The organism is Collimonas silvisoli (assembly GCF_018305005.1).
GTDB classification, from domain to species: domain Bacteria; phylum Pseudomonadota; class Gammaproteobacteria; order Burkholderiales; family Burkholderiaceae_D; genus Collimonas; species Collimonas silvisoli.
In genome coordinates this window covers 1-13,825 of the sequence record NZ_JAGQEG010000062.1, presented here as the reverse complement: position 1 = coordinate 13,825, position 13,825 = coordinate 1, and the positions used below count along the sequence as shown (strand labels likewise).

Genomic DNA, 13,825 nt, shown 5'->3' with positions numbered 1-13,825 from the left:
AGCAAATCCGGCCGCCGGCACTATGCCGATTTCGTCATCTATTGCGGCGCATAGTAGCAAGACAGCGGCGGTGGCCCCGATTACGCTGTCGGTATGGAAAAAATCTCGATTCTCGATTCTCACACTGGCGGCGAACCTACCCGTCTGGTGCTGGCCGGCGCTCCCGATCTGGGCAATGGTCCCTTGGCCGAGCGGCTGCAACTGCTGCGCTCGCAACATGATCGCTTGCGCACGGCGGTGGTGTGCGAGCCGCGCGGCTCCGATGTGCTGGTCGGCGCGCTGCTGTGTCAGCCGCAAGACCCGGCTTGCGCGGCTGGCGTCATCTTTTTCAATAATGTCGGTTACCTCGGAATGTGCGGCCACGGCACCATCGGGCTGATCGCTTCGCTGGCTTACCTGGGGCGCATAGGTCCAGGCCGCTACAAGATCGAGACTCCGGTCGGCGTGGTCGAGACCGAACTGCATGCAGACTCTAGCGTAATCGTGCACAACATTCCCGCCTATCGCCTGCGCAAGGACGTCGAGTTGCAAGTGCCTGGCTATGGTCGCGTGAGCGGCGACATCGCCTGGGGCGGCAACTGGTTTTTCCTGGTTGGCGAACATGGCCAGGATCTGCAGCAGGAGAATATCGCTGCCTTGACCGATTTCTGCTGGGCGCTGCGCGCCAGCCTGGAACGGGCCGGGGTCACAGGTGCGGACGGTGCATTGATCGACCATATCGAACTGTTTGGCCCGGCCCGGCAAGCAGGCAACCACAGCCGCAATTTCGTCCTCTGCCCGGGCAAAGCCTACGACCGTTCGCCCTGCGGCACCGGCACCAGCGCCAAGATTGCCTGCCTGGCGGCCGACGGCAAGCTGGCCGAAGGCGCAGTCTGGCGCCAGGAAAGCATCATCGGCAGCGTATTCGAGGCGTCCTACCGGCGCCAGGGTGAACAGATCCTGCCCATCATCCGCGGTACTGCGTACGTCAACGCCGAGAGCAGCTTCATCTTTAGCCAGGACGACCCCTTCGCCTGGGGCATTGCTTGAGCATCGACGTGCTGGTGATCGGCGCCGGCATTATCGGCACCGCTTGCGCCGATGCCTTGGCAGCCGAGGGCATGGCAGTGACGGTGCTGGAACGCGAAGCAGTGGGTAGCGGCGCTAGCGCAGCCGGCATGGGCCATCTGGTTGTGATGGATGACAATCCTGCCGAACTGGCGCTGACTTCCTATTCGCTTGCGCTGTGGCGGCAGCTTGCCGCTGCCGATCCCGCACCGCATGAGTACAGCCGCTGCGGCACGCTGTGGATTGCCGCCGATGACGAGGAAATGGCGGCGGCGCGTGACAAGCAGGTCTGCTTGAGCGCGCACGGCATCGCTTGCGAACTGCTGGATGCGGCAGCCTTGTATGCGCATGAGCCGCAGTTGCGCCCCGGGCTGTGCGGCGGCTTGTGTGTTGATGCTGATGCGATAGTCTATCCGCCGAAAAGCGCCGCATTGCTGCTGGCGCGGGCGCAGCGCCGCGGCGCGCAGATGCGCAACGGCGAAGCGTTGGCGATAACCGGACACGGTGTGCTGCTGGCTGGCGGCGCTGAACTGCGCGCCGACAAAGTGTTGGTGGCGAACGGCAGCGCGTCGCTGCAGCTGTTGCCGGAATTGCCGATTCGGCCGAAGAAAGGCCATATCGTGGTCACAGACCGCTATCCCGGGCTGATTAGCCATCAGCTGGTTGAACTCGGTTATATCAAAAGCGCGCACGCAGCCGATGGCGATTCGGTAGCCTTCAATTTGCAGCCACGCCCGACCGGACAATTATTGATTGGCTCTTCACGCCAGTTCGATGTTACGGACAAGGCGGTCGAGCCGGCGATCCTGGCGCGCATGCTGGCGCACGCGGCCAACTTCGTGCCGGCGCTGGCCGGCCTCAACGCCTTGCGTTGCTGGACCGGCTTGCGCGCTGCCAGCAGCGACGGTTTGCCGCTGATCGGGCCGCATCCGTCGCGCGCCGATGTTTGGCTGGCCACCGGCCATGAAGGATTGGGAATTACCACCTCGCTGGCTAGCGCCCAGCTGCTGGCTGCACAGATTGCCGGCAAGCCGGCGCAGATACCGATAGCGCCGTATTTGCCGGCGCGCTTTGAGCAACTGGGAAGGCACCATGAATGAAGACGACATTTCGGTATGCGTCAATGGCCGCAGCGTGAAGGTGGTCGCCGGTTGCAGCGTGGCGGCGGCGCTGGCCGTGGCGGGCGCGCCTGGCATCACGCGGCGTTCGGTCAGCGGCATGCTGCGGGCGCCGTTGTGCGGCATGGGGATTTGCCAGGAGTGCCGGGTCAGCATAGACGGTCGTGCGCATCGCCTGGCTTGCCAGACCTTGTGCGTCGCGGGGATGCAGATAGAAACCGTGCAGGCTGCCGCATGATGCACAATGCCGATATCGTCATCGTCGGCGCCGGTCCGGCCGGATTGGCTGCGGCCAGAAGCGCTGCGCGCAGCGGCGCCAGGATAGCGCTGGTTGACGACAATCCGCTGGCCGGCGGCCAGATCTGGCGTGGCGGTCCGCAGCACAACCCGCAGGCAAGCCAGCTTTGGGCTGAATTGCAGCAGATGGCCAATGTCCAGTGGTTCATGCAGAGCCGCGTGATAGGAACGGCAGCCGCGGCGCAATTGTTGCTGGAAACCCCGCAACAGGCATTCAGGCTGGGCTATCGCAAGCTGATACTGGCCACCGGCGCGCGCGAACGGCTGTTACCGTTTCCCGGCTGGACCTTGCCCGGCGTGACCGGCGCCGGCGGCTTGCAAGCGCTGGTCAAAGGCGGCTACCCGGTGCATGGCAAGCGCATCGTTGTGGCCGGTTCCGGCCCCTTGCTGCTGGCGGTGGCGGCGACTTTGCAACAGCGCGGGGCGCGGGTGCTGCACATACTGGAGCAAAGCAGCTGGCGCAAGCTGGCGGGGTTCACGCTGCAGTTGGCGCGCACCCCTGCCAAATTGCGCCAAGCCTGGCAATTGCGTCTGCAACTGGCAGGCGTGCCGTATCGGGCTGACAGCTATGTGCTGCGGGCGCAAGGCGAGCAGCAGCTAAGTGCAGTGCAGATGATGGTTGCCGGGCGGAGACTGAGCATGGACTGTGATTATCTGGCTTGCGGCTACGGTTTGCTGCCCAATACGGAGTTGGCGCAGGCGCTCGGCTGTCGCATCGTGGAGGGCGCGGTGCAGGTCGACGAGCGACAGCAGACCAGCCTGGAAAATATCTATTGCGCCGGCGAGGGCAGCGGCGTTGGCGGCGTCGATCTGGCGCTGGCCGAGGGCCATATTGCCGGCATCCATGCCAGCGCGCCAGGCAATCCCGCAAGCCATTGGCTGGCGCAGCGCCGCCGTCAGCAAGCGTTCGCCAGGCGCCTGGACAGCGCGTTCGCCCTGCGCCCTGAGTTGCGCCGCTTGTGCGCGCCGGAAACCCTGGTTTGCCGTTGCGAGGATGTGGCTTACGATGCCTTGCAAGCGCATGCCAGCTGGCGCAGCGCAAAACTGCATACGCGCTGCGGCATGGGGCCGTGCCAGGGTCGTGTCTGCGGCGGCGCGACTGACTTCCTGTTCGGCTGGAAGCCGGATTCAGTACGTTTGCCGATCGCGCCGGCGCGCATCGCCAGCCTGATGGCCTTGCATCCGCTTGAATCTGAGTGCGATCCTGAGTGCGATCCTGAGTGCGACTCGGGCAGCCGATTTACCCGCTTTGCAACAGTGCGCGGTAAGCCCGCGGTGTAATCCCGACCGTGGCTTTGAACTGGCGCGTGAAGGCGCTATGGTCGTGATAACCGCAGGCGGCGGCGATCTCGGTGATGCTGCACTGGCCGGCCAGCATAGACGACGCTGCATCGAGCCGGGTCTTGATAATCATCTGGCGCGGATTCAGGGAGAAAATCCTTTGGAAATAGCGTTCCAGCTGCGACACCGACAGTTCAGCCAGCTGCGCCAGTCCGGCTATCTGCAATGGCTGGTCGTAGTGATCATGGATAAAACTTGCCGCGGCGGCGACGCGCTTATAGACCGGATGGTTCTTGTCCGGCATCGACAGGTCGCGTGAAATGCCAGCCATGCCGGCAATGCCGCCGGCGTGGTCGCGCAGCACTATTTTATGCGTGACGCACCAGCCGGGAGCACGGTTAGGGTACAGATGCAGTTCCAGCTGGTCGTGGATATCGATGCCGGTGCTGAGTACCTGCAAGTCTTGCTGCAGATAGCCGGCGCCGAGACTCGGCGGGAAGATATCGCTGGCGTTGCGTCCCAGCAAAGCCGCCTTGTCGGCAAGGCCGCAACGCGTCACCAGCGCATGATTGGCCACCAGGTATTCGGCGCGTTTGCCTTTGACGAAAAATACGACATCCGGCAAGACGTCAAACAGCGCTTCGGCAAAAAACACATTGCCTAGCGACGCCGCCAGCAAGCTGCGGTCGCTCTGGATGAGGGTGTCGGTCGGGGCGGCGAACTGGTTCATGCTGGTAGCGCGGCAGTTATCGCTGTGAAATGAGTTTTAACATCATACCCGCTGGACAGGAGCGGCAACTGCCGGTGTATCAACACCGGCAGTTGCGTAAAGCTGTCAGTGCGCAGGAACGGCAACTGGCTCGCCGCCCTTGAACTGATAAATGGTAACCGGGGCATTCTTCAAATCGCGACTGGCGTCGAATTCATAGTCGCCGACTACGCCCGTATATTTCATGCTCGCCAGCGCCGGGCCGAATTTGGCGGGTTCGGTTGAACCCGCTTTTTTCATGGCCTCGGCAATCATCAGCATGCCGTCGTAGAAATACGGTGCATAAGTCAGCGGGGCTTTGCCGTAGATTTTCTGGAAATCGCCGAGGAAGGTTTTTTCGGTCGCCTTATTGCCCAGCACGGTGCCGCCCTGCACACAGTAGAGCTTGTCGTTGACGGCGTCGCCGCCGAGCTTGCCGGTTTCCGCATTGCAGATGGCGTCGCCGCCCATCAGGATCACGTCAAGACCCAGCTGCTTCATCTGACGTTTCATGGCGGCGGCTTGGGCAAAGTAGCCGCCGTAGAAAATCGCATCGACCTGTTTGCCTTTGATCGAAGTCAGGATGGCGCTGAATTCGCTTGCCTTGTCGTTCGTGAATTCGCGGCTGGCGATGTCGATCTGGCTGGCCTTGGCCGCCTTCAGGAAAGCATCGGCGACACCCTGACCGTAAGCTGTACGGTCATCGATGACTGCGACCTTTTTCAGCTTCAGCTGCCTGGCCGCGTATACAGCCATGTTGCCGCCCAGCTGATTATCGTTGGGATCGAGGCGGAATACATGTTCGTAACCCTGTTGGGTGATGCGCGGGTTGGTGCCGACGGTCGCCATGACCACGCCGGCATCGTTGTAGACCTTGGACGCCGGGATCGCCACGCCGGAATTATAAGGTCCGAGCACGGCCTTGACTTTGCTGTCCACCAGTTTTTGCGCTACCGCGACGCCGGCTTTCGGATCGCCCTGGTCGTCCTCCGTCAATAGTTGGAAATTCAGCACTTTGCCGGCTACCGTGAACTTGCTCTTGTTGAGTTGGTCGATCGCCATCCGGGCGCCGCTTTCATTATCCTTTCCAGCTGGCGCCTGCGGGCCGGTCAACGGACTGGAGAGGCCGATCTTGACGATTTCCTGCGCCGAGGATGCAGCGCTGATTACCAAGCTGCAGGCCAGACAAATTGCTTTGATGGTAAAGCTCATTTTCTTTACTCCCGATTAGTTTCCGTGGATTTGTACAGATCTATGCAAGATCCATGCTGAACTCTGCACAGTGCTGGCGATGCTGCCGGCGCCGGCTTTTGCGGACGTTTTTCTCCTTCTGTTTCTTGTGCAGGTATGCCATTTAAATATATTGCAAATATATTTGCAAGATATTAGTATCGCTAAAAATGATCGTTTCCAGCACTGGCCGTCGTACCAGTCTGATTTTCGTACCAGCCTGATTTTTTTTATTCAAGGAGCCGCACATGTCGTCAGCAAAATGGGAAGGTGTATTTCCAGCAGTTACTACCAAATTCAAGGAAAATGAAGATCTCGACCACGCCGAAATGGAAAAGCACTACGCCTTCCAGATCGACAGCGGCGTGCATGGGTTGGTCACCTGCGGATCGCTGGGAGAGGCCAGCACGCTGTCGCTGAATGAAAAGCTGGAAGTCACCAAGATCGCATTGTCGGCAGCAGGCGGCCGCGTGCCGGTGCTGGCTAACGTCTCCGAGTTGCGCACCAGAGACGCCGTGCATTTCGCCGAGCAGGCCGCCAAGCTGGGCGTGCAAGGCTTGATGGTCATGCCGTCGGTGCTCTATGCGGCTGACGCTCGTGAAGCCAAGGACAATTTGCGCACCATCGCCAATGCCGCACAGCTGCCGGTCATGGTCTACAACAATCCGGTTGCCTACCGGGTCGACCTGACGCCGCAGGATTTCATCGAACTTGCCGATTGCAAATGGCTGGTGGCGATCAAGGAATCGACCGACAACATCCGCCGCATCACCGACCTGCGCAATGCCTTGGGCGACCGCTATCAATTGTTCATGGGGGTGGACGACCTGGCTTTCGAAGCGCTGGCGATAGGCGCCGATGGCTTGCTGGCCGGCGTCGTGGTCGCCTTTCCGAAGGAAACGGTAGCGTTGTACACGCTGATGAAAGCCAGGCGCTACGAGGAGGCGCTCAAGCTGTATCAATGGATGACGCCGCTGCTGCATCTGGATGTGTCGACCAAGCTGGTGCAAAACCTTAAGCTGATCGAAGCGATGGCCGGCGTCGGCAATGAAATCGTGCGCCGTCCGCGGCAGCCGCTGGCAGGAGCAGAACGTGAAAAGGTCGCCGCCATCATCCAGAAGGCAATCGATACGCGCCCCGACCTGAGCCAGTTTAAGCTCGGCCGCTAAGCCGTTAATCTGCCGCATGCTACAGCCGGACTGCTATCATCTGGTTTTGCCTGCACACGGTAAGCAGAATAGGGATTGGTAAAGCACCATGGTCAGCAGTAAAAAAATTGAACGCAGCTTGCCGCCGCCGAAATTGCGGGCGGCGGATATCGCCTACGACGCGCTGGAAAACCTGATCGTCACACTGCAGATCCAGCCTGGCGCGCCCATTGTCGAAGCCGATCTGGTCGAAATCACGGGGTACGGGCGCACGCCTTTGCGCGAAGCATTAATGCGCATGACCTCGAACGGCCTGATCGAACAGATGCCCAGACGCGGCCTGATCGTCAGCGACATCGAAGCTGCCGAACATCTGACCTTGATCGAAACCCGGCGCGTGCTGGACCAGTTGATCGCGCAAAGCGCCGCGCGCCGGGCTACGCCGCAGCAGCGCAAGGATTTGCTGGCTTGTGCAAAACGCATGGTGGCGGCGGCAAAAAAAGACGACCTGAGCGCATACATGCAAGCCGATCAGGAACTGGATCACGTGGTCCACGCGGCTTGCCGCAATCCCTCGGCGGTGGCGGCAGTGACGCCGCTGATCATCAAGTGCCGGCGTTTCTGGTATGCCTTCCAGCATGAAGGCGACGTCGTCGAGGGCGCCAAATGCCACATGCTGATGGCTGCTTCGATTGCTGACGGCGATCCGCAGGAAGCGGTCAAAGGCGCCAACGCCCTGATCGACTACCTGGAACTGTTTGCACGCAAAGTCATAGACAGCTAGGAAGGTAGCAAGCAAGAGGAAATATGGCCATCAGCGGACAATCGATCATCGGCAACAGCCAAAGCAATAGCAAGGGCGCTGTATTCCAGGCTTTCGATACGGCGCGGGGCAAGCCGATAGCGCCCGACTTCCACAGCGCGGACCGGCAAGACATCGAACGCGCTTGCACCCTGGCGCAAGCCGCGTTCGATACTTATCGCGAGACCGGCCAGGAAGCGCGCGCCCGGTTTCTGGAGACGATAGCCCAGCAGATTCTCGATATCGGCGACGAACTGATTCTCCGCGCCATGGCTGAAAGCGGCTTGCCGCGCGCGCGCCTGGAAGGGGAACGCGGCCGCACAGTGGGCCAGCTGCGCCTGTTTGCCGCCGTGTTGCGCGAAGGTTCGTGGAACGATGCCCGCATCGATCCGGCCTTGCCTGAAAGGCAGCCGCTGCCGCGCGTCGATCTGCGCCTGCGCAATATCGCCATCGGGCCGGTGGCAGTGTTCGGCGCCAGTAATTTCCCCCTGGCGTTTTCGGTGGCTGGCGGCGATACAGCTGCTGCGCTGGCAGCTGGCTGCCCGGTAGTGGTCAAGGCGCATCCGGCGCATCCCGGTACCTCGGAGCTGGTCGGGCGCGCAGTGCAACAGGCAGTCGCCAGCTGCAAATTGCCGGAAGGCGTATTTTCATTGCTGACCGGCGTCGGCAATGCGCTCGGTATTGCGCTGGTGCAGAATCCGCAGATCCAGGCAGTCGGCTTTACCGGTTCGCGCCAAGGCGGCCTGGCTCTGATGCAAGCTGCAGCGGCGCGGCCGCAGCCGATTCCGGTGTTTGCCGAAATGAGCAGCATCAATCCGGTTTACCTGCTGCCGGCTGCGCTGGCGGCGCGCGGCGAGGCCATCGCCGGGAATTTCGTCGATTCAGTCACAATGGGGGCCGGCCAGTTCTGCACCAACCCAGGGCTGGTGCTGGGGTTGGCCGGCGCGGATTTCGAGCGTTTCGCACAGCTGGCCAGCCAACAATTGGCGCAGCGCAGCGCGGCCACCATGTTGACCGTCGGCATTCATGCCGCTTACCAGCAGGGAGTCGCGACGCTGGCGGCGCAAGCCGAGGTCAGGCAATTGGGGCGGGTCGCGGCTGCAGATGGCTGCCAGGCGGCGCCGGCCTTGTTTATCGCCAGCGCGGCTGCATTTTTGAGTAATCCGGTTCTGGGAGCAGAAGTGTTTGGTCCGGTGTCTCTGCTGGTCGCCTGTGCAGACGAAGCGGAATTGTTGCAGGCGACCGAGCACCTGGAAGGCCAGCTGACAGCCACTTTGCAGATGGATGAGGGCGACAAAGCCCTGGCGCGCCGCTTGCTGCCGGTGCTGGAACGCAAGGCCGGCCGGATCCTGGCGAACGGTTTCCCGACCGGCGTCGAAATATCGCACGCGATGGTGCACGGCGGTCCGTTCCCCGCCACTTCGGACAGCCGCAGCACATCGGTCGGCAGTGCGGCGATCTATCGTTTCCTGCGTCCGGTGTCATACCAGAACCTGGCGCAGGATTTGCTGCCCGAGGCCGTGCAAGACGCCAATCCGCTGGCTATCTGGCAGCGTCGCGACGGTCAGTTGCGCAAGTAAAGGTAAGGCAAGTAAGGGTCAGAAATCCAGTTCAAGCTCGATCTGTTGTCCGCAGCGCAAGATTGCGCCCGCTCCTTCCAGCAAGATTGCATTGACGCCGAAGGTGACGCCGCCGTCGACACGCGGATTGGCGCGATAAGCAAGCAGGATATCCATCGGATCGGGACTGCGGGCGGGTTGTCATATGCAGCACTGCTGCGCGAATTTCCCGCACATCTGGCCGGCCGCGTCAGCACCGGTCTGGCCCTGGCCATTTTTGCAGGTGCGTTTGTGGTGCAGTATGGTTTCGGCTTGCCGTTTGAGAAAGTGACAGACAAAGAAGCCACAGCGGCAGGCAACAACGCCATGCGCCGCCATGCCTGCTGGATGAGGTAAAAAATGGCATCATGCGGTGGCGCCTTACCCTGCCTCGACCAACTGCCACGTCACCATATCGCTGGCGACATCCACCAGCCAATCTTTATCCGGCTCCGGAAAGCGCTGTCCCTGCAACACAGCGCTCTGCCGCCAGCGCCAGTTCACCAGGGATTTCAGCGGATGCTCTGCCGGTATCGTCGGTTGCCAGATGCCGCTTTGCGGGCACGGATCTGCGCCGTCGCACAAGGTCATGGCGGCGGGATTCGCGCTGGCGATGCGCCAGAGGCCGCTGCGCACCTGGGCGGCCAATGCCGGCAGCGCCAACTGTTGCGGCATGCCCATGTAATGCCACATGATGCGGCCGTCGGCCGGGATCAGGCCGGTGCGCAGGTCTTCAAACAGATCGCCTTGCGCATACTGTTGCGGCGCTTGATCTTGATTCCATAAGAGATGGGCTTGCGTGCGCGGGCTGAGCAATTGCGGCAGCCAATAACCGGTGAACCGGACGGCGGTGCCTTCGTATTGGGACGAGACTTGTCTGCCGTCGCTTGTTTCGGCAGCCAGCGGCATGGCCTCTTTCGGCAGCACCCAGCCTTGCGGAATGTGGGCGCGGCCGGATAGGTTGGCGCCAGGCGTCGCGGCCGGCGGTGCTGGCACAGGCATGACTGGCTTGGCTGCATTGAGCAGGTCCTCCGGTTTGCCATTCCATTGCGGTAGTTTAGCCGGTGGTAATGGCAAGACTTTGTCGAGGTTGGGGAAGCGTAGATCGGGGTTGTGTTCAAGGGCTTTCCCAAAAACACGGTAGCGGCGACTTCTTGACTCATCAATACCATCTGGGGCGAGACCACCAATTTGTTCAAATTCTACAAACAACGCATTTGCAGATCCGGCGCTGCCGAATTTCACCCCCTCGTGGAGATAGAGAAGTGCGCGTGGTTTATTATTTTGAATGACATCATACTCGATCCCCAGCGCCTCAGCCGCGTCACCATTTCCCTGCGCAAAAGCACATTCGAGCATCTTGAGGCCGATCACTTCATTGTTCCAGCGATCACGTTCCGGCTCATCTCTTTCCAGCACCGCATTCAAACTACGCCCCAAGGTAAATTGCGCATAACTGCTGCCCATGTCAGCTGCCTTTTGCCAGAACGCCCAGGCGGCAGTCGCGTCTCGTTTGACGACAAAACCATCGGCATAATAGTTACCCATCACGGCGTAAGCCAGCGGTACTCCCATCCGCATGGCGTCCTCCGTCAACGCGATCGCTGCTCTAGCATTGCGCGCTACGAGTACCTTGTTAGAGTCGCGCAAGCCCCACACACCGGTCTGGTACAGCGTCGCCAGATTGTTCATGGCTTTCCAGTGTTTGCGCTCTGCGGCCTTGGTATACAGCTCGATGATGCGCGGCCAGTTGCGGTCGTCCTTCCACAGATCCGGGGTATCCAGCGCCAGCGCCTCCTGATACCAGGCCTCTGCCTGCGGGTCCAGCGGTGGTGCTGTCGTCAGTTCGTGCTTGCAGGTGAACTCGGTACGATGCGGATGAAACAACTCGGGAATCTGGTTGCGGGGCATATCGTTATCCATGGAACAGGCCGTTTGAGAAAGTGAAAGACAAAGAAGCCACAGCGGCAGGCAACGGCGCCATGTGCCGCCATGCATGTTGGATGAGGTAGAAAATGGCATCATGCGGCGGCAACCTCCCTATCCTCAGTGGCAACAGGCGCCTGCGCCATACGAAATCCCAATCCGGTGGAACCGCGCGGATCGGAGAAAGTGACAATGTGATTCTCGATGCGGCCGATATCCTTGCTGCCTTTAATGGCTTTATCGACAATAGCGGCGTTTTTTTTCATTTTCCTGATCCATTTGGTATGGGTACTTTCAATAGAAACACCGTTCCCATCCCCACCATTGAATCTGGATCCTGCCAAATTAGCCCACACCTTCTGCCGCATCGTCTTCGGCAAATCCTTGTGCATGCAAGCGATGTTGATCTCGCTATCCCCCGCCATGCTGCGCAGATTCAGGTTGGCGCTGCCCAGCGTAAAGAACACATCGTCAACAATCATCAATTTGCTGTGAATATAGATTTCGCGGCATCTGTTCTTGCTGCCCTGGGTATACAGCTTGGCGATCAAGACCTTGATACCGAGCGTCTCCAGATCGGCGGCGCTGACCGGCGGGCGACTGGCGGAGTCCGCAATATCCGCATCCATGATATGGGTTCTGACCAGCGTTGCCGGGTCTAACTGCCGGACATTCTTCGCCAGCCGGGCGATCATTGAATCGCGATCCTGCGGCTGCATTTCCCTAAAATCACGCACATTCGCATCGTATTTTTTGATGGTGCCTCCCTGTCCCAGTTCCGCCACGGTGTCGTAAGTACGCGGCACCATGCCGCCTTTCTCCGGCTCCGGCATGACGATAAACACATACAGATCGGGAATCGGCGGCGTGACACAAGCCGCTTGCATACCCTGGACATATTTGCGGCGCATTTCTTTCAGATGTTCCGCCCACGGCGTGTGCTGGAAATACTGGTTCTCGATATAAATGTAATTACGCGCCTGGCTGGTCGCCAGCCAATAGGCCTCCTGGATGGTTTTATCGTCCTCCTCCGGTTGGGTGCGCACGATCTGGGCGATATGCCTGTCCTTGCCGGCTGGCAGCGTGAACTGGGCGGCAGTAAATGCTTGCCTTACCCAGGCAAGCGAACCTGTTTCAGCCTTCAGATCCCAGTTGCGTTCGGCGCGATCCCAGGCGCTCGAAAAATTCCGGTTCAGGCAGTGCAACGCTCTGCCTTGCACCCGGATCGCATAATCCCGATACGGCTTCAAATGCAGATAAGGATTGGCGACATCGGCCGTACCTTCCCAGGCGTAACCTCTCAGCGGATCGTCGTAAACATGTTCAGGCGTATCCCAGTAATCCGTCGTGGAATTCAAGCCCATCACGTAGCCGACCGATGTCGGGCCGGGAAGATCGTAATCAATCAGGATGGGCTTTTGATGATGCGTGGCGACACTCTTCAACCCTGCGATTTCTGCCGGCGTAAAGCCGCTAGTCTCGCCTTGCAGGTTGGCAGCAACAGCGGCCGCGCTCGGGCAACGATGGCGCACATGCACATTCGGCATCTTCCCGGTCGTGACTTTGTCCCACCAATCCAGGCAGTATTTCGCACGATCTGGCGTTTGATGAAAGGCGAGATGAAAATTAGCGAGATCCGGATTATTTTTATCGGCGAATGCAGCGACAACACGTTGAAGCTGCTTCCGATTTGTATAACCCGGCAAGTTATTGGCCATCAATCCGAGTTCTTTGCCTGTCCCTGCGGGATACCACACCAGCAACCGGACGCGAACACCCGCAGCCGCAACTTGAGACAGCAGATCGCCGTAAGTCAGGCCACGCGGCCAGGTTTCACCCTGGCGCTCGCCAACCTCCATGCCGGGATCGAAACCCCAGCAAATCAGGTCGACGCTTTTTTTTGCAGCACGGATATCCTTGACGATATGCGGAAAAGTCTCGGACGCGCAGACGTAGAATTGCAAATGGTTGTCTGCCGAAATCGGATGACCGTCAGGCGCGTTGCGATTTTCCAGCAGCCACTGCTTGCTGATGTTCGCTGTGCAAGAGAGCTCATCGATGTGGAATATTCCAGTCCGCAATAGTTGGTTGATATCTGGTGGCATGGCAATCAGAGTCTTTCAAATAGTTAAAACGAATACATGTCTATCAGCTTGGCCAGAGGCCGCTGCGTACCTGGACAGGCAACGTTGGTGGCGCCGACGGTTGCGGCGCTTGATCTTGATTCCATAAGTGATGGGCTTGCGTGCGCGGGCTGAGCAATTGCGGCAGCCAATAACCGGTGAACCGGACGGCGGTGCCTTCGTATTGCGACGAGACTTGTCGGCCATCGCTTGTTTCAGCAGCCAGCGGCATGGCCTCTTTCGGCAGCACCCAGCCTTGCGGAATGTGGGCGCGACCGGAAAGGTTAGCGCCGGGTGTCGCGGCCGGCGGCGCTGGCATCGGCATGACCGGCTTGGCTGCATTGAGCAGGTCTTCCGGCTTGCCATTCCATTGCGGTAGTTTAGCCGGTGGTAATGGCAAGACTTTGTCGAGGTTGGGGAAGCGTAGATCTGGATTGTGTTCAAGGGCTTTTCCGAAAGCCCAATAACGGTCTGCCCGCGCTTGATCTATGCCATGAGGAGCCAGAC

The 13,825-nt window shown here is 60.0% G+C and carries 14 protein-coding genes; 8 read left to right on the top strand and 6 right to left on the bottom strand.

Going from position 1 to position 13,825, the window contains the following annotated elements; genetic code table 11:
* Positions 1-93: 93 nt before the first annotated feature.
* The 4 genes from KHU33_RS16800 to KHU33_RS16785 are packed head-to-tail and all read left to right on the top strand — an operon-like array spanning position 94 to position 3,743.
* A complete protein-coding gene (locus KHU33_RS16800) occupies positions 94-1,029 on the top strand; it encodes a 4-hydroxyproline epimerase (RefSeq protein ID WP_211464978.1) in 936 nt (311 codons plus the stop codon).
* Entirely contained in the window at positions 1,026-2,147 is a 1,122-nt protein-coding gene (locus KHU33_RS16795) for an NAD(P)/FAD-dependent oxidoreductase (protein WP_211464976.1), read from the top strand. Before KHU33_RS16800 ends, KHU33_RS16795 begins: the two co-directional genes overlap by 4 nt.
* Positions 2,140-2,403 (top strand): 2Fe-2S iron-sulfur cluster-binding protein, encoded by a 264-nt coding sequence (locus tag KHU33_RS16790; protein ID WP_211464974.1) that lies wholly within the window; start codon positions 2,140-2,142, stop codon positions 2,401-2,403. Before KHU33_RS16795 ends, KHU33_RS16790 begins: the two co-directional genes overlap by 8 nt.
* Positions 2,403-3,743 (top strand): NAD(P)/FAD-dependent oxidoreductase, encoded by a 1,341-nt coding sequence (locus tag KHU33_RS16785; RefSeq protein WP_211465013.1) that lies wholly within the window; start codon positions 2,403-2,405, stop codon positions 3,741-3,743. Before KHU33_RS16790 ends, KHU33_RS16785 begins: the two co-directional genes overlap by 1 nt.
* On the opposite strand, the gene KHU33_RS16780 is transcribed toward KHU33_RS16785, so the two are convergent.
* Positions 3,703-4,473, bottom strand: coding sequence for an AraC family transcriptional regulator (locus tag KHU33_RS16780; RefSeq protein WP_211464972.1), 771 nt, complete (start codon positions 4,471-4,473; stop codon positions 3,703-3,705). The genes KHU33_RS16785 and KHU33_RS16780 overlap by 41 nt on opposite strands.
* 105 nt (positions 4,474-4,578) lie before the next feature.
* Positions 4,579-5,703 (bottom strand): branched-chain amino acid ABC transporter substrate-binding protein, encoded by a 1,125-nt coding sequence (locus KHU33_RS16775; protein WP_211464970.1) that lies wholly within the window; start codon positions 5,701-5,703, stop codon positions 4,579-4,581.
* 266 nt (positions 5,704-5,969) lie between these two features.
* Between KHU33_RS16775 and KHU33_RS16770 the strand changes: the two genes are divergently transcribed.
* The 3 genes from KHU33_RS16770 (at position 5,970) to KHU33_RS16760 (ending at position 9,251) form a co-directional block, all read left to right on the top strand.
* Entirely contained in the window at positions 5,970-6,890 is a 921-nt protein-coding gene (locus tag KHU33_RS16770) for a dihydrodipicolinate synthase family protein (RefSeq protein ID WP_211464968.1), read from the top strand.
* A gap of 88 nt (positions 6,891-6,978) precedes the next feature.
* Positions 6,979-7,653 carry a GntR family transcriptional regulator gene (locus tag KHU33_RS16765; RefSeq protein ID WP_211464966.1) on the top strand — a complete coding sequence of 225 codons (675 nt, stop codon included), beginning with the start codon at positions 6,979-6,981 and terminating at the stop codon, positions 7,651-7,653.
* 23 nt (positions 7,654-7,676) lie between these two features.
* The gene (locus KHU33_RS16760; RefSeq protein ID WP_211464964.1) at positions 7,677-9,251 is read left to right on the top strand and encodes an aldehyde dehydrogenase (NADP(+)); all 1,575 of its coding nucleotides are present in this window, start codon (positions 7,677-7,679) and stop codon (positions 9,249-9,251) included.
* Between the two features lie 18 nt (positions 9,252-9,269).
* On the opposite strand, the gene KHU33_RS16755 is transcribed toward KHU33_RS16760, so the two are convergent.
* Positions 9,270-9,407, bottom strand: a complete 138-nt coding sequence (locus KHU33_RS16755; RefSeq protein ID WP_211464962.1) for a hypothetical protein — start codon at positions 9,405-9,407, stop codon at positions 9,270-9,272.
* A gap of 21 nt (positions 9,408-9,428) precedes the next feature.
* Between KHU33_RS16755 and KHU33_RS16750 the strand changes: the two genes are divergently transcribed.
* Complete coding sequence (locus tag KHU33_RS16750; RefSeq protein WP_211464960.1) at positions 9,429-9,626, top strand: hypothetical protein; 198 nt, start codon at positions 9,429-9,431, stop codon at positions 9,624-9,626.
* 24 nt (positions 9,627-9,650) lie between these two features.
* Here the strand turns inward: KHU33_RS16750 and KHU33_RS16745 are convergent, their stop codons facing one another.
* From KHU33_RS16745 to KHU33_RS16735, 3 genes are all read right to left on the bottom strand, one after another.
* Entirely contained in the window at positions 9,651-11,180 is a 1,530-nt protein-coding gene (locus KHU33_RS16745) for an SEL1-like repeat protein (RefSeq protein WP_211464957.1), read from the bottom strand.
* A gap of 110 nt (positions 11,181-11,290) precedes the next feature.
* The gene (locus KHU33_RS16740; RefSeq protein ID WP_211464955.1) at positions 11,291-13,300 is read right to left on the bottom strand and encodes a phospholipase D-like domain-containing protein; all 2,010 of its coding nucleotides are present in this window, start codon (positions 13,298-13,300) and stop codon (positions 11,291-11,293) included.
* Positions 13,301-13,343: 43 nt separating this feature from the next.
* On the bottom strand, positions 13,344-13,825 hold a 482-nt coding region (locus KHU33_RS16735; protein WP_230414330.1), incomplete at its 5' end, for a DUF6396 domain-containing protein.

Excerpts from the sequence above, each read along its gene's own strand:
- KHU33_RS16740 (WP_211464955.1), bottom strand. The coding sequence starts at position 13,300 with ATGCCACCAGATATCAACCAACTATTGCGGACTGGAATATTCCACATC.
- KHU33_RS16755 (WP_211464962.1), bottom strand. The coding sequence starts at position 9,407 with ATGGATATCCTGCTTGCTTATCGCGCCAATCCGCGTGTCGACGGCGGC.
- KHU33_RS16775 (WP_211464970.1), bottom strand. The coding sequence starts at position 5,703 with ATGAGCTTTACCATCAAAGCAATTTGTCTGGCCTGCAGCTTGGTAATC.
- KHU33_RS16790 (WP_211464974.1), top strand. The coding sequence starts at position 2,140 with ATGAATGAAGACGACATTTCGGTATGCGTCAATGGCCGCAGCGTGAAG.
- KHU33_RS16800 (WP_211464978.1), top strand. The coding sequence starts at position 94 with ATGGAAAAAATCTCGATTCTCGATTCTCACACTGGCGGCGAACCTACC.
- KHU33_RS16765 (WP_211464966.1), top strand. The coding sequence starts at position 6,979 with ATGGTCAGCAGTAAAAAAATTGAACGCAGCTTGCCGCCGCCGAAATTG.
- KHU33_RS16780 (WP_211464972.1), bottom strand. The coding sequence starts at position 4,473 with ATGAACCAGTTCGCCGCCCCGACCGACACCCTCATCCAGAGCGACCGC.
- KHU33_RS16760 (WP_211464964.1), top strand. The coding sequence starts at position 7,677 with ATGGCCATCAGCGGACAATCGATCATCGGCAACAGCCAAAGCAATAGC.
- KHU33_RS16785 (WP_211465013.1), top strand. The coding sequence starts at position 2,403 with ATGCACAATGCCGATATCGTCATCGTCGGCGCCGGTCCGGCCGGATTG.
- KHU33_RS16745 (WP_211464957.1), bottom strand. The coding sequence starts at position 11,180 with ATGCCCCGCAACCAGATTCCCGAGTTGTTTCATCCGCATCGTACCGAG.
- KHU33_RS16770 (WP_211464968.1), top strand. The coding sequence starts at position 5,970 with ATGTCGTCAGCAAAATGGGAAGGTGTATTTCCAGCAGTTACTACCAAA.